An 18,595-nucleotide genomic window follows, 5' to 3' on the forward strand; every position below is an offset into this window, starting at 1 on the left:
CCGGCGGGGAGGCGGCCGACTATCTTGTCCGCTCGTGGAGATACGCCCCCTGACCGCCGACGACCTCGACGCGGTGCTCGACAACCGCAGGCGCGCCTTCGGGATCATCCCGTCCGGTGACCTGGAGGACTGGCGGGCACAGGTCGTCCCGGTCCTGGAGGCCGGCAGGTATCTCGGCGTCGCCGACGGCCCCCGGCTGATCGCCACCAGCAGGATCAACGACTTCACCCAGTGGTGGCACGGCAGGCCGATCTCCATGGGCGGCGTCGCCTCGGTGACGGTCGCCCCGGAGGACCGCGGGCGCGGCGTCGGCCGGATGCTCCTGCGGGCCACCGTGGACCGCTGCGCCGAGCTGGGGCACCCGGTCTCGGCGCTCTATCCGGCCGCGACCCGCGTCTACCGCTCGCTCGGCTGGGAACACGCCGGAGCCCTGCACCGGGCCACCTTCCCGGCCGAGGCGCTGCGCGCGATCGGGCCCGCCGAGCGGTCCCCGGTCCGCCGGATGGGGCCCGGCGACGCCGCCGAGGTGATCGAGATCATGGGGCGGGTGCACGCCGGCGCCCGCGCCTCCGGCCCGATCTGCTGGGACGAGCCGACCTGGCGCCTGTGGCTGGAGGAGGAGGACGACTTCCTCTACCTGGCCGACGACGGGTTCGTGATCTACCGCTGGGACGGCGACGACATCGAGGTCGACGCCCTGCTGGCCGGCTCCGAGGCCACCGCCCGCACCCTGTGGTCGCTGATCGGCTCCTCGTCCTCGATCGCCACGTCGGTCCGCGCCATCGTCGCCCCCGACGACCCGGTCTTCTGGCTGATCGGTGAACGCAAGAAGGACGAGGTCACCCAGACCCGCTGGATGTTCCGGGTGGTCGACCTGCCCGCCGCCGTCGCCGGCCGGGGCTTCCCCGACGGCGTCACCCTCGACACCGTCGTCCGGGTCGAGGATCCCCACCGCCCCGCCAACTCCGGCGCCTGGCGGCTCTCGGTCCGCGGTGGCGCCGGCGAGGCCCGTCCCGCCGAGGCCCCGCCCGGCTCCGTGCCGGTCCTCACCGCCGGGGGCTTCTCCGCGCTGTTCGCGGGCGTCCCGGCGGCCACCCTGCACCGCTCGGGGGCGCTCACCGTCCCCTCCGGCACCGCATCCCCGGACGCCACCGGTGTCACGGGCGCCCCGGATGCCGCGGGTGCCGCGGATGTCGCAGGTGTCCTCGGGGTCCTGGAGACGGCCTTCCGCGCCACCCCGTACATGCTCGACTCCTTCTGACCCCGGCTGACCCCGGCTGACACCGGCCGCCGGGCCCGCGAGAGCCGTGCGCGCCGTGCCCGCACGCGGTAGAGTCTGCCACCGAACAGGTGTTCGGCGAGCGGAGGCGTGTCGGTGCGGGTGCCCGAGCTGCGGGTGATGGGGGTCGATCCCGGGCTGACCCGATGCGGGCTCGGCGCGGTCGAGGGGCGGCCCGGGGCGCCGCTGAACCTGGTCAGGGTCGGGGTGGTCCGTACCCCCGCCGACGACGAGATCGGCGCCCGGCTGGTGGCGATCGAGGCCGGCATCGAGCAGTGGCTCGACGAGGTCGAACCCGACGCGGTGGCCGTGGAGCGGGTCTTCGCCCAGCACAACCTCAGGACCGTGATGGGCACCGCGCAGGCCTCCGCGGTGGCGATCCTGTGCGCCTCCCGCCGGGGGCTGCCGGTGGCGCTGCACACGCCGTCCGAGGTCAAGGCCGCGATCACCGGCAGCGGCACGGCCGACAAGCAGCAGGTCGGCACGATGGTCACCCGCCTGCTCCGGCTGGACGCCATGCCCAAGCCCGCCGACGCCGCGGACGCGCTCGCCCTGGCCATCTGCCACGTCTGGCGGGGCGGCGCTCAGAACAGGCTGGCCGAGGCCGCGGCCAAGGCCAGGGCGGCGAGCGGCCCGAAGACGACCGCCGCGGCCTACTTCCGCGGCCGGGGCGGGACGGCCGGATACTCGAGAGGAACCAGCACGTGATCGCCTCGGTTCGGGGACAGGTGACCGCGATCGCGCCCGACGGGGCGATCGTCGAGGTCGGCGGCGTCGGCGTCCGGGTGCACTGCACCCCGACGACGCTGGCGACGCTCAGGCAGGGCGAGGAGGTGCGGCTGGCCACCTCGCTGGTGGTCCGCGAGGAGTCGCTGACGCTCTTCGGCTTCGCCACCGACGACGAGCGCGGCATCTTCGAGATGCTCCAGGCGGCCAGCGGGGTCGGCCCCAAGGTCGCGCTGGCGATGCTGGCGGTGCACACCCCCAACGCGCTCCGGATGGCCGTGGCCGCCGCCGACGTCAAGGCGCTGACCAGGGTCCCCGGGGTGGGCCCCAAGGGCGCCCAGCGGATCATCGTCGACCTCAAGGACAAGCTCGGCACCCCCGAGGAGGCCGTCACCGCCGCGCTCAACGGCGACGCCCCGGTGCCCGTCTGGCGCGACCAGGTCCACTCCGGCCTGGTCGGGCTCGGCTACTCGGCCCGCGACGCCGACGAGGCCGTCGCCGCGGTCGCACCCCAGGCCGACACGGCGCTGGCCGAGGGCCGCACCCCGCCGGTGGCGGCCCTGCTCAAGGCCGCCCTGCGGGTGCTGAGCGTGCGATGACGGACCTGTGGCCGGCGAGGGAAGGCGGACGGGCGTGAGCGAGCGGGACCTGGTGTCGCCGGACGCCGAGGACGACGAGCAGAACATCGAGGCGGCGCTGCGGCCCAAGCGGCTGGACGAGTTCATCGGCCAGGCGCGGGTGCGCGAGCAGCTCTCGCTGGTGCTGCAGAGCGCGCTGCGGCGCAACCGGCCGCCGGACCACGTGCTGATGAGCGGCGGCCCGGGACTCGGCAAGACGACCCTCTCCATGATCATCGCGACCGAGCTCTCGGTGCCGCTCCGGATCACCTCCGGGCCCGCACTGGAACGGGCCGGTGACCTCGCGGCGATCCTGTCGACCCTGTCGGAGGGCGAGGTCCTGTTCATCGACGAGATCCACCGGATGGCCAGGCCCGCCGAGGAGATGCTCTACCTCGCGATGGAGGACTTCCGCGTCGACATCGTGGTGGGCAAGGGGCCGGGGGCGACCGCCATCCCCCTGGAGATCGCCCCGTTCACCCTGGTCGGGGCCACCACCCGGGCCGGCATGCTGCCCGCTCCGCTGCGCGACCGCTTCGGCTTCGTCGCGCACATGGACTTCTACGGGGTCGCCGAGCTGGAGCAGGTGCTGCACCGCTCCTCGCGGCTGCTGGGCGTCACCCTTCCCGCCGACGCCGCCCAGGAGATCGCCGGGCGCTCGCGCGGCACGCCCCGTATCGCCAACCGCCTGCTGCGCAGGGTCCGCGACTTCGCCGAGGTCCGCGCCGACGGCGTGGTGACCAAGGACATCGCCTCGGCCGCGCTCAACCTCTACGAGGTCGACGCCGAGGGGCTCGACCGGCTGGACCGGGCGGTGCTCGGGGCGCTGCTGCGCAAGTTCGGCGGCGGGCCGGTGGGGCTGTCGACGCTGGCGGTCGCGGTGGGGGAGGAGCCGGAGACGGTCGAGGTGGTGGCCGAGCCGTTCCTGGTGCGCCAGGGGCTGCTGGCCCGTACGCCCAGGGGCCGGGTGGCGACCGCCGCGGCCTGGACCCACCTGGGGCTGACCCCCCCGCCGGACGCCTTCGGCGCCTCGTTCCTGGTCGGGCTCGGGGACGAGCCCGGGAAGATATAGCGTGTGGAATCGGTAGGGAGAACGTACGGGATTGATCACAGATCAATGACAAGAGTATCGAAATGGGAACTTCCTCGTGCGCCGAAACGTGACCTCGTTGCCGCGCTCCTAACAGCTCGCCTAAACTCCTAGGCTTGGCCGGCTGTGTAGGCTGACGTGCTGAGTGGCGTGGCCGTACAAGACGTCCGGCTTCCGCCGGTCATTCTCAAGAGAGGGAGCGGCCCCGTGGGCGACAGCTATTCGAGTTTGATCATGATCGCTCTCATGGTCGTGGTGTTCTACTTCCTGCTCATCCGCCCGCAGCGCAAGCGGCAGCAGGAACAGGCCAAGATGCAGAACAGTCTCACCCCCGGCACCGGCGTGATGACCACGACGGGTCTCTTCGGGACCGTGGTGGCCATCGACGCCGACGACGTGATCCTGGAGATCGCCCCCGGAGTCGAGACCCGGTGGGTCAAGGCGGCGATCGGCCGTGTCCTGGTCCCCGTCGACGACGCGGAGGAGGACCTCAAGGCCGTCGACACCACGTACACCGCCGACCCGGCGACCCCGGCCACCCCGGTCGTCCAGGACGCGCCGAAGACCGCCGAGCAGCGGGGCGAGGACCAGGACTCGACGATCAGGAAACCGTGAGCAGGATCCCCATCAGTCCCCTATAGCCGAAAGAACTGACGACCAGTGGCCCGACCGACCAGCAGCCAGAGCAGACCGGGGCGCATGCTCCTGTTGCTCCTGGCGATCATTCTCGCCATGGGCGGGGCGATGCTCCTCAACAAGGCGTACACCCCCGAGTACGGCCTCGACCTCGCCGGCGGCACGACAGTGACGCTGTCGCCCATCACGCCGAACGGGACCGCTCCCACCGAGGAGAGCCTCGACCTCGCCGTGAACATCATCCGGGATCGGGTGAACGGCACCGGCATCTCCGACGCCGAGGTCGCCAAGTCCGGTGACAACATCGTCATCTCCGTCCCCGGCGCGGGCCAGGAGGAGGTCGTCAAGCTGGTCGGCACCACCGCGGAACTGAGGTTCCGCCAGGTGCTGGCGGTCGGGCCCGGCTCGCCCGCGCCCCCGGGACAGCTGTCCACCAAGGCGCCGACCCCGTCGCCGTCGCCCACGGCCTCGGGCAAGGGTGAAAAGGGCGACAAGGGCGACAAGAAGGCCGAGCCCGCGGAGTCCACGACCCCCAGGCCCGGCACGACCCCGAAGCCCGGCACGACCGCCGCGCCCGACACCGGCGCCACGCCGGCCGGTCGCGCCCTGTCGTCGGCGCTCACCGGCGCCACCCCGGCCCCCGCGACCTCTCCCTCGGCCGAGCCGAGCGGCAACGGGTCGGCCAAGCCGGAAGCGAGCCCCGGTGCCAGCGCCCCGCCCACCACCCAGCCGAGCACCATGCCCACCGCGCCCCAGGACCCGGCGGCGGGCATGGACACCACCGGCATCGACCCGGCGGCCCTGAAGCAGTTCGAGACGCTCGACTGCGCCAAGGACGCCGGCAAGGGAGCCCAGGACGCCCCGGACAAGCAGTACGTCGGCTGCAGCAGCGACGGCAGCGCCAAGTACATCCTGGAGAAGGCCGCCGTGACCGGCACCTCGATCGACTCCGCCTCCTCGGGCGTCGACCAGACCACCGGTGAGTGGCTCGTCCAGCTCTCCTTCAAGGGCCAGGGTCCCGACCAGTGGTCGAAGGTCACCACCACCGCCTTCAACTCGCAGGCCCCGCGCAACCAGGTCGCCATGGTCCTCGACGGCGTGGTCATCTCCGCTCCCGTCATCCAGGAGCCCATCACCGGCGGCCGGGCGCAGATCTCCGGCAGCTTCACCCAGGCGACCGCCGACGAGCTGGCCAACCAGCTCAAGTTCGGCGCGCTGCCGCTGAAGTTCGAGAAGAGCTCCATCGAGGAGGTCTCCTCCACGCTGGGCGCCGACCAGCTGCGCGGCGGCCTCATCGCGGGCGCGATCGGCCTGCTGCTGGTCGTGGTCTACTCGATGCTCTACTACCGGGGCCTCGGCATCGTCTCGGTGCTGAGCCTGCTCGTGGCCTCGCTCGTCACCTACCAGTCCGTGGTGCTGCTCGGCGCGCTGGCGGGCTTCCGCCTCTCGCTGCCGCACATCATCGGCCTGATCGTGTCGATCGGTATCACCGCGGACTCGTTCATCGTCTACTTCGAACGCATCCGTGACGAGATGAAGGAGGGCCGGCGCTCGCTGCGCGCGGCCGTCGAGGTCGCCTGGGTCCGCGCCCGGCGCACCATCCTCATCGCCGACGCCGTCATGTTCATCGCCGCCGTGGTGCTGTACTTCCTGGCGGTCGGCGGTGTGGCCGGGTTCGCCTTCGCGATGGGCCTGACCACCCTCATCGACATCGCGGTGGTGTTCATGTTCACCAAGCCGTTCATCGCGCTGCTGGCGAAGATGAAGTTCTTCGCCAGGGGGCACAAGCTCTCCGGCCTCGACGCCGAGCGCATGAGCGAGACCGCCCTCGCCCCCAAGACCGTTCCGCAGGAGGCATGATGTCCGGCATCGCGCGCCGGCTGTACCGGGGCGAGGTCAACGTCGACTTCGTCGGCCGCCAGAAGCTCTGGTACAGCCTCTCCGGCATCCTGCTGGCGATCTCCATCGCCGGTCTGCTCATCAACGGCCTCAACCTGGGCGTGGAGTTCAAGGGCGGCTCGGTCTTCTCGTTCAAGGCCCCGACCGCCACGATCGAGCAGGTCCGCGGCACGTTCGCCGAGTCCGGCGCCCACCAGGTCATCGCCCAGACGACCAACAACGGCTGGCGGGTCACCACCGAGAGCCTCCCGGCCGAGCAGGTCACCGCGGTGCAGAAGGCCGTGGCGAGCGAGTTCGGGCTCCGGCAGAACGACGTCACCCTGCAGGTGATCGGCGGCTCCTGGGGCGGCCAGGTGGCCAACAAGGCCATCATCGGACTGATCGTCTTCATGCTGGCGATCATCCTGTATCTGACGATGGCCTTCGAGTGGAAGATGGCGCTGGCCGCGGTCGTGGCACTGCTGCACGACCTGGTGATCACCGCCGGTGTCTACGCCTGGTCCGGGTTCGAGGTCACCCCGGCCACCCTGCTGGGCTTCCTGACGATCCTCGGGTACTCGCTCTACGACGCCGTCGTCGTGTTCGACATGATCAAGGAGGTCACCGCCAAGCTCGGCACGACCTCCAAGATGACCTACACCGAGGCCGCCAACAACGCGCTGAACCACACGCTGATCCGGTCGCTGAACACCACCCTGGTGGCGATCCTGCCGGTGGCGGCCATCCTGTTCATCGGCACCACGCTGTTCGGCGCCGGCACGCTGAAGGACCTGTCGCTCTCGCTGTTCGTCGGCATGATCGTCGGTACCTACTCCTCGCTCTGCGTGGCGACGCCGCTGCTGGTCACGCTGAAGGAGCGCGAGCCGCGCTACCAGGCGATCGCCCGCAGGCTCTCCTCGCACGGCACCTCCGGGACGAAGGCGGCGGCGCGTCAGCCGGTCACCGCCGGAGCCACGGGCGGCGGGGGCGGCGGGGGCGGCGGCACGACCGCCGCAGCCCGTGGCGGGGCCACCCGCACGGCCACGCCGTCCGGCGACAAACGCAAGAAGAGGTAGCTCCGGGCAGTCAGCGCCTCCGCTCCCCGCGCAGGGAGCGGAGGCGTTCGTCTTCCCCCACCCGTCCGGTTCGCCCCCACCCGTCCGGCTCGCCCCGGCCCCTCCCTCCCGCCCCTCCTCCGCCGCCCTGTCGTCCTGCCCGTCGCGCCCGTACCGCCCGCCTCGCCCGCCGTCTCGCCGCCCCGTTCGCCGCCCCGTTCGCCGCCCCGCCCCAGGAGTACCGTCATGACCGAGCTCAGCAGCCTGATCCTCGACCGCATCCGCGACGTGCCCGACTATCCGCAGCCCGGCGTGCTGTTCAAGGACATCACCCCGCTGCTGGCCGACCCGGTCGCGTTCGCCGCCGTGACCGACGAACTGGCCGGGATGTACGAGGTGGACAAGATCGTGGGAATCGAGGCGCGCGGCTTCATCCTGGCCGCCCCGGCCGCCCTCCGGGCGGGCGCGGGCTTCGTTCCGGTACGCAAGAAAGGCAAACTGCCCTCTGAGACGCTTGAGGAGTCCTACGATCTGGAGTACGGCTCCGCCGTCATCGAGGTCCACCGGGACGCGTTCGTCCCCGGAGAGCGGGTCCTGATCGTCGACGACGTGCTCGCCACCGGCGGCACGGCACGGGCGGCGGTGGAGCTGGTCCGCAGGGCGGGCGCCGATGTCGTCGCCCTCGCCGTGCTCATGGAGCTGGCCTTCCTCAGGGGGCGCGAGCGCCTGACCGACGTCGAGGTGCGCTCCTTGGTCGTCGTTTGACCCACCCGCGGACGAATGCACACAACTCGGTCTGGATACACTGAAGAATCTGGACTCGAACGTAGGGAGTCTGAGTGCCCCGTGATGTGGTCGTCCCCGACACGACCGCCGGCGGCGGCGGTGGTCCCGAGACGACCGCCCCCGCAGGCGATGCCGGTTCCACCATGTCCGGATCCGCCGAGGAGAAGCCGGCGGTAAGGCGAAGGCTCGCGCGTCTTGGGGGGCAGTGGGGTGGCGGCATGAACCCGGTTCTGGAGCCGCTGTTCCGTACGGTCCGCGCGACCCACCCCAAGGCGGACCTGAGACTCATCGAGCGCGCCTACGACGTGGCCGCCCACCACCACCGCGACCAGAAGCGCAAGAGCGGCGACCCCTACATCACCCACCCCCTGGCGGTGGCGACGATCCTCGCCGAGCTGGGCACCGACGACGAGACGCTCTGCGCCGCGCTGCTGCACGACACCGTCGAGGACACCGCCTACGGCCTGGACGAGCTGCGCTCGGACTTCGGCGACAACATCGCGCTGCTGGTCGACGGCGTCACCAAGCTCGACAAGGTCAAGTTCGGCGACGCGGCCGAGGCCGAGACCGTGCGCAAGATGGTCGTGGCCATGTCCCGCGACATCCGGGTGCTGGTGATCAAGCTCGCCGACCGGCTGCACAACATGCGCACCATGCGCTACCTGCCCGAGCACAAGCGGCACCAGAAGTCCCGCGAGACGCTGGAGATCTTCGCGCCGCTCGCCCACCGGCTGGGCATGAACACCATCAAGTGGGAGCTGGAGGACCTCGCGTTCGCCATGCTCTACCCCAAGCGCTACGACGAGATCGCCCGCATGGTCTCCGAGCGCGCCCCCCGCAGGGACCTGTTCCTGCAGGAGGTCATCGAGAAGGTCTCCGGCGACCTGCGCGACGCCAAGATCCGCGCGACCGTCAAGGGCCGCCCCAAGCACTACTACTCCGTCTACCAGAAGATGATCGCCAGGGACGTCGCCTTCGACGACATCTACGACCTGGTGGGCATCCGGGTCCTGGTCGACACCGTCCGCGACTGCTACGCGGCGCTGGGAACGATTCACGCGCGATGGAACCCGGTGCCCGGCCGGTTCAAGGACTACATCGCGATGCCCAAGTTCAACATGTACCAGTCGCTGCACACCACGGTCATCGGCCCCGAGGGCAAGCCCGTCGAGCTGCAGATCCGTACCAACGGCATGCACCACAGGGCCGAGTACGGCGTGGCGGCGCACTGGAAGTACAAGGAGGACACGACCACCTCCGGTCCCGCGGGGTCGAAGCTGAAGCCCGCCAGCGACATGGCCTGGCTGCGCCAGCTGCTCGACTGGCAGAAGGAGACCGCCGACCCGGGCGAGTTCCTGGAGTCGCTCCGCTTCGACCTGTCGGTCTCCGAGGTGTACGTCTTCACGCCCCGGGGCCAGGTGATCGCGCTGCCCGAGAACGCGACGCCGGTCGACTTCGCCTACGCCGTGCACACCGAGGTCGGCCACCGCTGCATCGGCGCCCGGGTCAACGGCCGCCTGGTGCCCCTGGAGTCACGGCTGGGCAACGGCGACACCGTGGAGATCTTCACCTCCAAGTCGCCCGACGCGGGACCCTCGCGCGACTGGCTGAAGTTCGTCAAGTCCGGCCGGGCCCGTAACAAGATCCGCCAGTGGTTCTCCAAGGAGCGCCGCGAGACCGCGATCGAGGCCGGCAAGGAGGCGATCGGCCGCGCCATGCGCAAGCAGGGCCTGCCGTTGCAGCGCCTGATGTCGGGAGAGTCCCTCCTGGCCCTGGCCAGGGACCTGCGCTACGCCGACGTCTCCGCGCTGTACGCGGCCGTCGGCGAGGGCCACGTCGCCGCGCAGACGGTCGTGCAGAAGCTCGTGACGTCCATCGGGGGAGTGGAGGGCGCCGAGGAGGACATCGCCGAGACCTCCGTGCCCACCAAGCTGCGCGGCCGGCCGCGTGGCAGCGGCGGCGCCGGCGTGGTCGTCGCGGGCGACTCCGACGTCTGGGTACGCCTGTCGCGGTGCTGCACCCCGGTGCCGGGCGACGAGATCGTGGGCTTCGTCACCCGCGGGCACGGCGTGTCGGTGCACCGCACCAACTGCCCGAACATGGACCAGCTCACCTCCGAGCCCGACCGCCTGGTCGAGGTCGCCTGGTCCGCCGCGGACGACTCGGTCTTCCTGGTCGCCCTGCAGGTCGAGGCGCTGGACCGGCCCCGCCTGCTCTCCGACGTCACCCGCACGCTCTCCGACCAGCACGTCAACATCCTGTCCGCGTCGGTGACGACGTCCAGGGACAGGGTGGCGATCAGCAGGTTCACCTTCGAGATGGGCGACCCCAAGCACCTGGGGCACGTGCTGAAGGCGGTCCGCAACATCCAGGGCGTGTACGACGTCTACCGGGTCAGCGGAGCCGGCTCCTGAGAACACCCGCCTGACCGGCTCCGGAATGCCTCCCGCAAGGGGGGCGGTCCACCGGAACGGGGGCCCGGCTCCCGCGGCGTCACGCCGGGAACGGTCTCCCGGAACGGACGTCCCGGTCTTCCCGCGGCCTCATGCCCGAACGGCCCCGCGGCGTCACGCCGGGAACGTAGGTCCCGGCTCCCCGGAAGGCTCCTCCGGCGCCGCGCCCGCGGGACGCGGCGCCGGAGGGGTGGCTCAGGAGAACTCGGCGAGCGTGCGCTCGGCCTCCTCCAGCCAGGAACGGCGGGCGGCCAGGGCCTCCTCGGCGTCCTTGACGTCCTTGTCCTTACCGGCCTCCTGCGCCTTGGCCAGGCGGGCCTCCAGCTGGGCGATGGACTTGCGCAGCTGGTCGACCGTGTTCTGGGCGCGGGCGCGGGCCTCGGGGTTGGAGCGCTTCCACTCCGCCTCCTCGGCCTTGCGGACCGCTTCGTCGATCTTGCGCAGGCCGCCCTCCAGGCGGTCGCGCTGCTCGCGCGGGACCGCGCCGGCCGCCTCCCAGCGCTCCAGGAGACCCCGCAGGGCGCTCCGGGCCGCCCGGGCGTCGGTGACCGGGAGGATCTTCTCCGCCTCGGTCAGCAGCTGCTCCTTGATCTCGGCGTTGGCGGCCAGCGAGGCGTCGCGCTCGGCGAAGACGGCCGAACGCGCCTGGAAGAACCGGTCCTGGGCGCCCTTGAAGCGACCCCAGAGCTCGTCCTCCACCTCGCGGGAGGCCCGGCCCGCGTTCTTCCACTGCTGCATCAGGTCGCGGTAGGCCGACGCGGTGGTCCCCCAGTCGGTGGACGAGGCCAGCTCCTCGGCCTCGGCCACGATGCGCTCCTTGGCCGAGCGCACGCCCTCGCGCTGCTCGTCCAGCCCGGCGAAGTAGGCCTTGCGCCGCTTGGCGAAGGCCGTGCGGGCCGCCGACAGGCGCTTCCACAGGGCCGCCTCGGTCACCCGGTCGATGCGCTCGGCGGCCTTCCACTCCTCGATCAGCTGGCGCAGCCGCTCACCCCCCGTCTTCCAGTGGGTGGTGTCCTCGGCGATCCGCTCGGCCTCGGCGACGATCCGCTCCTTGATGCCCTTGGCCTCCGCCCTGGCCACGTCACGGGCGGCCTTGACCTCCTCCCGGCGCCGGGCGACCAGCTCGGTGAGGGCGCCCAGGCGTGCCAGCAGCGCGTCCAGGTCACCGACCGCGTGCGCGTCGGTGATCGCCTCACGGAGCTTGACGATGGTCGCCTCGGCCTGGGCGGGCGGCAGGTCGGTGCCGCGGACCCGCTGCTCCAGCAGGGCGACCTGCCCGGCCAGCTCGTCGAACTTGCGACGGAAGTAGGCAAGGGCCTCCTCCGGTTCGCCGGCCTGCCAGGACCCGACGGCCCGTTCTCCCTCAGCCGTACGTACGTAGACGGTGCCGTCGTCGTCTACCCGGCCCCACGGGTCGGTGCTCACCGTGTCCTCCCGCACTTTCATCAGCCTTTCGGGACTTGCCGCCCCTTGTATGTATTACGTCAGCTCTTGCTGGACATTGTCACGTCTTTGATTTCGACGGTTTCCTTTGGTGCGCCGGTGCCGTCGGGTCCCGGGGTGATGACCCCCGCCTTGTTCACCTTGTCAAGGATTTCCAGGCCCTTGGTGACCGTACCGAACGGTGTGTAGTCCGGCGTCAGCGGGGCGTCGCCGTAGACGATGAAGAACTGGCTGCCGTTGGTGTCGGGACCGCTGTTGGCCATGGCCACGACGCCGCGGCTGTACTTGGCCCCCTCCAGGTTCTCGTTGACGAAGCGGTAGCCGGGGCCGCCCTGGCCGTCGGTCTGGCTCTTGCCGTCGGCCTTGGCCAGCGGGTCGCCGCACTGCAGCATGGGGAACTGGGCCGACCCCAGCCGGTGGCACTTGGAGCCGTTGAAGTACTTCTTCTTGGCCAGGAAGGCGAAGGAGTTGACCGTGCACGGCGTCTTGTCCGCCGACACCTCGATCACGATGTCGCCCTGGCTGGTCTTGAGGGTCATCTTCTTGGGGCTCTTGTCGACCTTCGCCGGGGGCAGGCCGACGTCCTTGACCGCGCCGCCGGGGGAGGCGGCGTAGCCACAGGTGCCCGCGGCCGGGTCGAACGCCGCGGGCTTGGCCTCCGCGGCCCCCGAGGCGGACGCCGACGCGCTGGCGGACGGGGCCGGGTCGGAGGTGGCGGTCGTGTCGGAGTCACCGCCCAGTAGGGTGGTCGCGGCGATCACACCTCCCACGGCCACCACGGCGGCCACGCTGGTGCCGATGATCGCGTTCCGCTTGCCCCTGGCCTCGCGTTCGAGACGCCGCTGCATCTGCCGCTCGTAGTGCTCGCGCGCCAACTGCTTCTGACGCTCCTTGCCGCCGCTCACCGCTTCGCCCTCCCGAGTGCCGAGTAGTACTTAATGAGGTGGGCGAATCGTATCGGCCAATGGGTAATGGTTCGCAGCCCGCCGACCCGCACCGGTACCCTTCGGTTACATTCCCATCCGCATTCTTGACGAGATCAGCTGAGGCAGATGCTCATCGCCGGCTTTCCCGCAGGGGCCTTCCAGACCAACTGCTACGTCGTCGCTCCCGCCGCGGGAGAGGAGTGCGTGGTCGTCGATCCCGGTCAGAACGCCGTCGGCGACCTCGACGACCTGCTGCGCGAGCACCGGCTCAAGCCGGTCGCGGTGCTGGTCACCCACGGGCACGTCGACCACATGTGGTCGGTCGCCCCGGTCTGCGGGGCGCGCGGCGTCCCGGCGTGGATTCACCCGGAGGACCGTGAGCTGCTCTCCGACCCGGGCCGCGGGCTGTCGCTGTCGACCCGGCAGCAGCTCTTCGGCGGGATGACCTTCACCGAGCCCGACGACGTGCGCGAGCTCGCCGACGGCGAGGTGCTGCGGCTGGCGGGGCTGGAGCTCACCGTCGACCACACCCCGGGCCATACCAGGGGGTCGGTGACGTTCAGGCTGCCCGCCGCCGAGGAGATCCCGGATGTGATGTTCTCGGGCGACCTGCTGTTCGCCGGCTCCATCGGCCGCACAGACCTTCCGGGCGGCGACTACCCGACCATCCTGCGCAGCCTGGCGGCCAAGTGCCTGCCGCTGCCGGAGGAGACGGTCGTGCTGCCCGGGCACGGACCACAGACCACCATCGGCCAAGAGCGTGCCACCAACCCCTACCTCGCGGAGGCGAAGAAGGCCGCGGGCGCAGGTCCCGCGGAGATCCGGCACGACGGCGGCCCCGGCAGGGGACTCTAGACATGACTTTGCAGGCGCCCAAGGGCACCTTCGACTGGCTTCCGCCGCGCTCAGAACGAGCGCTGCAGGTACGCGAGACACTGATCGCCCCCGCCCGCCGGGCGGGCTACGGCTACATCGAGACCCCGGTCTTCGAGGACACCGCGCTCTTCGTCCGGGGCGTGGGGGAGTCGACCGACATCGTCTCCAAGGAGATGTACACCTTCGAGGACAAGGGCGGGCGCTCCATCACGCTGCGCCCGGAGGGCACCGCCTCGGTGGTGCGGGCGGTGCTCCAGCACGGCCTGCACAACGGGCAGCTCCCGGTGAAGCTGTGGTACTCGGGCAGCCAGTTCCGCTACGAGCGGGCCCAGAAGGGCCGCTACCGTCACTTCTCGCAGGTCGGCGCCGAGGCGCTGGGCGCCGAGGACCCGGCGCTGGACGCCGAGCTGATCCTGCTGGCCGTCGACGGGTACGCCGGCCTGGGGCTCACCGGGGTCCGGCTGCTGGTCAACACGCTGGGCGACAAGGAGTGCCGCCCGGTCTACCGGGCCGCGCTCCAGGAGTTCCTGCGAGGCCTCGACCTCGACGAGCCCACCCGGCAGCGGATCGAGATCAACCCGTTGCGCGTCCTGGACGACAAGCGCCCCGACGTGCAGGCGCGGCTGGCCGGGGCGCCGCTGGTCGTCGACCACCTGTGCGAGGCGTGCAAGGCCTACCACGAGGAGGTCCGCTCGCTGCTGACCGCCTCCGGCGTCCCCTACACCGACGACCCCCGGCTGGTGCGCGGCCTGGACTACTACACGCGCACCACGTTCGAGTTCGTCCACGACGGGCTCGGCGCGCAGTCCGCGGTCGGCGGCGGGGGACGCTACGACGGGCTGAGCGAGATGCTCGGCGGCCCGGCCCTGCCCAGCGTCGGCTGGGCGCTCGGCGTCGACCGCACGGTCCTGGCCATGGAGGCCGAGGGGCTGCTCGGGGGCGAGAGCGCCGAGGCGCGCGTCCAGGTGTACGGTGTGCCGCTGGGCGAGGAGGCGCGCCGCCGGATGTTCCTTCTCGTCACCGAGCTGCGCCGGGCCGGTCTGGCCGCCGACATGGCGTTCGGCGGCAAGGGCGTCAAGGGCGCCATGAAGGGCGCGGACCGCTCCGGGGCGAGCCACGCGGTGATCCTCGGTGAGCGGGACATCGCCGAGGGGGTCGCGCAGGTCAAGGACCTGGTCAGCGGGGACCAGGCCGCCGTGCCGCTCGCCGAGATCGTCACCATGCTGAAGGAGAGACTGGACAAATGATCCGCACGCACGAAGCGGGATCACTGCGCGAGGAGCACGCCGGGCAGCCGGTGACGCTCGCCGGATGGGTGGCGCGACGCCGCGACCACGGCGGCGTGGTCTTCATCGACCTGCGGGACGCCTCCGGCTCCGCGCAGGTGGTCTTCCGCGAGGAGGACGACGCCCACGGCCTGCGCGCCGAGTACTGCGTCAAGGTCGTCGGCGAGGTGCGGGTCCGCCCCGAGGGCAACGAGAACCCCGACCTGGCCACCGGCCGGATCGAGGTCGTCGCCTCCGAGGTCGAGGTGCTCAGCGAGTCGGCGCCGCTGCCGTTCCCCATCGAGGGCGGCTCCGGCGTCTCGGAGGAGGCCCGGCTCAAGTACCGCTACCTCGACATCCGCCGCCCGCAGGTCGCGCACGCTATGCGCATCCGCTCCCGGGCGACCTACCTCGCCCACGAGGTGATGAACGAGCACGGGTTCACCTACGTGGAGACCCCGACGCTGACCCGCTCCACCCCGGAGGGCGCCCGCGACTTCCTGGTCCCGGTCCGCCTGCAGCCCGGCAGCTGGTACGCCCTGCCCCAGTCGCCGCAGCTGTTCAAGCAGCTGCTGCAGGTGGCCGGTCTGGAGCGCTACTACCAGCTCGCCAAGTGCTACCGCGACGAGGACCTGCGCGCCGACCGGCAGCCGGAGTTCACCCAGATCGACGTCGAGATGTCGTTCGTGGACCAGGACGACGTCATCGCCCTGGGCGAGGCGCTGATCGGGCGCATCTGGAAGGAGACCGTCGGTCACGACCTGCCGGTGCCGCTGCCCCGGATGACCTACCACGACGCCATGGCCCGCTACGGCTCGGACAAGCCCGACCTGCGCTTCGGCCAGGAGCTCGTGGAGATGACGCGCTTCTTCGCCGACACCACCTTCCGGGTCTTCCAGGCCCCGTACGTGGGCGCCGTGGTCATGCCGGGCGGCGCCTCGCAGACCCGCAAGGAGCTCGACGGCTGGCAGGAGTGGGCCAGGTCGCGCGGGGCCAAGGGGCTGGCGTACGTCCTGGTGGGCGAGGACGGCACGCTGGGCGGCCCGGTCGCCAAGAACCTGTCGGAGACCGAGGCGGCCGGCCTGGCCGCCGAGGTGGGCGCCGCGCCCGGTGACGCGATCTTCTTCGCGGCCGGCGCCCCCTCCGCCTCCCGCGACCTGCTCGGCGCGGCCCGCCTGGAGATCGGCCGCCGCTGCGGCCTGATCGACGAGTCCGCGTGGAACTTCCTGTGGATCGTCGACGCCCCCATGTTCGAGGAGGACGGCGAGGGCGGCTGGACCGCGGTCCACCACCCCTTCACCGGCCCCAAGCCCGAGTGGGCCGACACCTTCCAGGACCGTCCGGGCGAGGCCCTGGCCTACGCCTACGACATGGTCTGCAACGGCATGGAGATCGGCGGCGGCTCGATCCGTATCCACCGCGCCGAGATGCAGCAGCGCGTCTTCGACGTGCTCGGCATCTCCAAGGAGGAGGCGGAGAACAAGTTCGGCTTCCTGCTGGAGGCGTTCACCTACGGCCCGCCGCCGCACGGCGGCATCGCCTACGGCTGGGACCGGATCTGCATGCTGCTCGCGGGCGGCGACTCCATCCGCGACGTCATCGCCTTCCCCAAGACGGCCTCCGGCTTCGACCCGCTGACCGGCGCGCCGACCCCGATCACGGCCGCGCAGCGCAAGGAGGCCGGCGTCGACGGCAGGCCCAAGACCGGCGCCTGACCCGGCACGACCCGGCGCCTTCCGTCCCGGCGCCTTCCGGGGCCCGGCCCGTCCCCTCGCGGGCCGGGCCGGGCCCCGCGCGTTCTCCCAGGTCTCCCGCGGCCAGGGCCCCCGCCACCGGGGTTCACGCGGCCGGGCTTCACATGCTCAGAAGGAGACCGGCAGGCTCCGCAGACCGCGGATGATCGTGCCGTTACCGCGCCAGGAGAGCTCGGAGGGCGGGCACGCGAGCCTGAGGCCGGGCAGCCGGCGCAGCAGCGTCTCGAAGGCGATCCGGCCCTCCAGGCGGGCCAGGTGCGCGCCCAGGCAGAAGTGGATGCCGTGCCCGAAGGCCAGATGGTGGTTGTCGCCGCGGGTGATGTCGAGGACGTCGGGGTCGCCGAAGGCCCGCGGATCCCGGTCGGCCGCCCCGAGGGCGACGTGCACCACGGAGCCCCGCGGGACGGTCACGCCGCCGATCTCCACGTCCTCGGCGGCGAAACGCAGGGTGGCCCGCTCGACCGGGCCCTCGTATCGCAGGAACTCCTCGATCGCCGAGGGCAGCAGCTCGGGCCGCTCCCGCAGCAGCCGCAGCTGCCCGGGATGGGTCAGCAGGGCCAGCGTGCCGTTGCCGATCAGGTTGACCGTGGTCTCGTGCCCGGCGATGAGCAGCAGCGTGAGCGCGGCGATCAGCTCCGGCTCGCTGAGCAGTTCGCGCTCGTCGCGGGCGGAGACCAGCGCGCTGACCATGTCGTCCCGGGGCTCGGCCCGGCGCGCGGCGATGATCCCGGCGAAGTAGGCGCGGATGTCCTGGTTCGCCGCGACCCGGCGCCGGGCGTCCTCCTCGGTCAGGGTCGCGCCGACCAGCGTGGTGGACCACGCGCGGAAGTCGTCACGGTCCTCGGCCGGGATGCCCAGCAGCTCGCAGATCACCACGATGGGCAGCGGGAAGGCGTACTCGTCGAGCAGGTCGGCGTGTCCCCTGCCCGCCATGTCGTCGACGAGCCCGTCGGCGATCTCCTGGATCCGGGGTCGCAGGCTCTCGACACGGCGGGGGGTGAAGGCCCGGGAGAGCAGGCGGCGCAGCCGGGTGTGGTCCGGCGGGTCGGAGTTGAGCAGGTTCCTGTCGAGCAGCGGGTTGCTCGTGGCCGTGTCGCCGGTGTCGCCGGTGTCACCGGTGTCGCCGCGCCGCTGGGGCGAGGCGGCGCCGTGCCTGAAGTCCTTGGCCAGCCTGGGGTCGGCGAGCGCGGCGCGGCCGTGCTCGTAGTCAACGATCAGGAAGTCGTCCCTGCCGGTGTGGGACCGCACGGCGTGCACGGGCCCCTTCTCGCGGAGCGCGGCGTAGGTCGCGTAGGGGTTCCGGCCGAACTCGGGATCGAACACGAACTCGCCGCTCAGTCGCTCCGCCATCGGGTGCTCCCTCGTGAGGTGGACGGGATCCGTTTCGAGTCTGGCCGCGGGAGGGAGGGCACCGGGCGACTGTGACGGGGATCACGGCCTTTCGGTGATCACGATTTTCTCAGGTTCACGACCCGGGCGTCCCGGTGGACCCCGCATGACCCCTCAGGCCGCCCAGAACGCCCCGGGCTCCCCGGACGCGCCTCGCGGCCCCACTGTGCCCGGCGGACCCCACCCGTGCCGTACGGACGCTCTGAGCGCTCCGTACCGGGGGCCGGGTCCCGCTCCGCGGCCGGGTTCGAGGGCGCGAGCCGCCGGCACGACGACGCACCGGCATGACGACGCACCGGCATGACGACACGACGAGGGAGGTGGCGACGCGAGAACGCCCCGAGCCGGCCTTCCGGCCTCCGGGGCGCCCATGGTGTCCGTGATGCGCGGGACGGAGATCCGTCCCGGTGGCGGCGCGTCGC

General features: G+C 71.6%; 15 protein-coding genes. 12 read left to right on the top strand and 3 right to left on the bottom strand.

The window, feature by feature from the left end; all coding sequences use genetic code 11:
• The first annotated feature begins 34 nt into the window (after positions 1-34).
• The 9 genes from eis to ACIBCT_RS34830 all read left to right on the top strand — a co-directional run bounded on the left by eis (position 35) and on the right by ACIBCT_RS34830 (position 10,481).
• The gene (eis, locus tag ACIBCT_RS34790) at positions 35-1,261 is read left to right on the top strand and encodes an enhanced intracellular survival protein Eis (protein ID WP_399196027.1); all 1,227 of its coding nucleotides are present in this window, start codon (positions 35-37) and stop codon (positions 1,259-1,261) included.
• A gap of 129 nt (positions 1,262-1,390) precedes the next feature.
• Positions 1,391-1,987 carry a crossover junction endodeoxyribonuclease RuvC gene (ruvC, locus tag ACIBCT_RS34795; protein WP_399196095.1) on the top strand — a complete coding sequence of 199 codons (597 nt, stop codon included), beginning with the start codon at positions 1,391-1,393 and terminating at the stop codon, positions 1,985-1,987.
• On the top strand, positions 1,984-2,604 hold the full coding sequence (ruvA, locus tag ACIBCT_RS34800) for a Holliday junction branch migration protein RuvA (RefSeq protein WP_399196029.1): 621 nt from the start codon (positions 1,984-1,986) through the stop codon (positions 2,602-2,604). The genes ruvC and ruvA overlap by 4 nt, the downstream gene beginning before the upstream one ends.
• 34 nt (positions 2,605-2,638) lie before the next feature.
• The gene (ruvB, locus tag ACIBCT_RS34805) at positions 2,639-3,694 is read left to right on the top strand and encodes a Holliday junction branch migration DNA helicase RuvB (RefSeq protein ID WP_399196030.1); all 1,056 of its coding nucleotides are present in this window, start codon (positions 2,639-2,641) and stop codon (positions 3,692-3,694) included.
• 252 nt (positions 3,695-3,946) lie between these two features.
• The gene (yajC, locus tag ACIBCT_RS34810; protein ID WP_399196032.1) at positions 3,947-4,327 is read left to right on the top strand and encodes a preprotein translocase subunit YajC; all 381 of its coding nucleotides are present in this window, start codon (positions 3,947-3,949) and stop codon (positions 4,325-4,327) included.
• Positions 4,328-4,411: 84 nt separating this feature from the next.
• Entirely contained in the window at positions 4,412-6,208 is a 1,797-nt protein-coding gene (gene secD / locus ACIBCT_RS34815; RefSeq protein ID WP_399196034.1) for a protein translocase subunit SecD, read from the top strand.
• On the top strand, positions 6,205-7,302 hold the full coding sequence (gene secF, locus ACIBCT_RS34820; RefSeq protein ID WP_399196036.1) for a protein translocase subunit SecF: 1,098 nt from the start codon (positions 6,205-6,207) through the stop codon (positions 7,300-7,302). The genes secD and secF overlap by 4 nt, the downstream gene beginning before the upstream one ends.
• 225 nt (positions 7,303-7,527) lie before the next feature.
• On the top strand, positions 7,528-8,046 hold the full coding sequence (locus ACIBCT_RS34825; RefSeq protein WP_399196039.1) for an adenine phosphoribosyltransferase: 519 nt from the start codon (positions 7,528-7,530) through the stop codon (positions 8,044-8,046).
• Positions 8,047-8,285: 239 nt separating this feature from the next.
• Complete coding sequence (locus ACIBCT_RS34830; RefSeq protein WP_399196040.1) at positions 8,286-10,481, top strand: RelA/SpoT family protein; 2,196 nt, start codon at positions 8,286-8,288, stop codon at positions 10,479-10,481.
• 234 nt (positions 10,482-10,715) lie between these two features.
• Here the strand turns inward: ACIBCT_RS34830 and ACIBCT_RS34835 are convergent, their stop codons facing one another.
• Both ACIBCT_RS34835 and ACIBCT_RS34840 read right to left on the bottom strand, forming a co-directional pair.
• Positions 10,716-11,966, bottom strand: coding sequence for a DUF349 domain-containing protein (locus ACIBCT_RS34835; RefSeq protein ID WP_399196042.1), 1,251 nt, complete (start codon positions 11,964-11,966; stop codon positions 10,716-10,718).
• Positions 11,967-12,004: 38 nt separating this feature from the next.
• Positions 12,005-12,868, bottom strand: a complete 864-nt coding sequence (locus tag ACIBCT_RS34840) for a peptidylprolyl isomerase (protein ID WP_399196044.1) — start codon at positions 12,866-12,868, stop codon at positions 12,005-12,007.
• Between the two features lie 147 nt (positions 12,869-13,015).
• Between ACIBCT_RS34840 and ACIBCT_RS34845 the strand changes: the two genes are divergently transcribed.
• The 3 genes from ACIBCT_RS34845 to aspS are packed head-to-tail and all read left to right on the top strand — an operon-like array spanning position 13,016 to position 16,745.
• A complete protein-coding gene (locus ACIBCT_RS34845) occupies positions 13,016-13,744 on the top strand; it encodes an MBL fold metallo-hydrolase (protein ID WP_399196046.1) in 729 nt (242 codons plus the stop codon).
• 2 nt (positions 13,745-13,746) lie between these two features.
• The gene (gene hisS, locus ACIBCT_RS34850; RefSeq protein ID WP_399196048.1) at positions 13,747-15,012 is read left to right on the top strand and encodes a histidine--tRNA ligase; all 1,266 of its coding nucleotides are present in this window, start codon (positions 13,747-13,749) and stop codon (positions 15,010-15,012) included.
• Positions 15,009-16,745: an aspartate--tRNA ligase gene (gene aspS, locus ACIBCT_RS34855; protein WP_399196050.1), complete on the top strand. Its 1,737-nt coding sequence runs from the start codon at positions 15,009-15,011 to the stop codon at positions 16,743-16,745. The genes hisS and aspS overlap by 4 nt, the downstream gene beginning before the upstream one ends.
• Before the next feature lie 147 nt (positions 16,746-16,892).
• On the opposite strand, the gene ACIBCT_RS34860 is transcribed toward aspS, so the two are convergent.
• Positions 16,893-18,134, bottom strand: coding sequence for a cytochrome P450 (locus ACIBCT_RS34860; RefSeq protein ID WP_399196052.1), 1,242 nt, complete (start codon positions 18,132-18,134; stop codon positions 16,893-16,895).
• Between the last annotated feature and the right edge of the window lie 461 nt (positions 18,135-18,595).

It is taken from the genome of Streptosporangium sp. NPDC050855, assembly GCF_044456585.1.
GTDB classification, from domain to species: domain Bacteria; phylum Actinomycetota; class Actinomycetes; order Streptosporangiales; family Streptosporangiaceae; genus Streptosporangium; species Streptosporangium longisporum.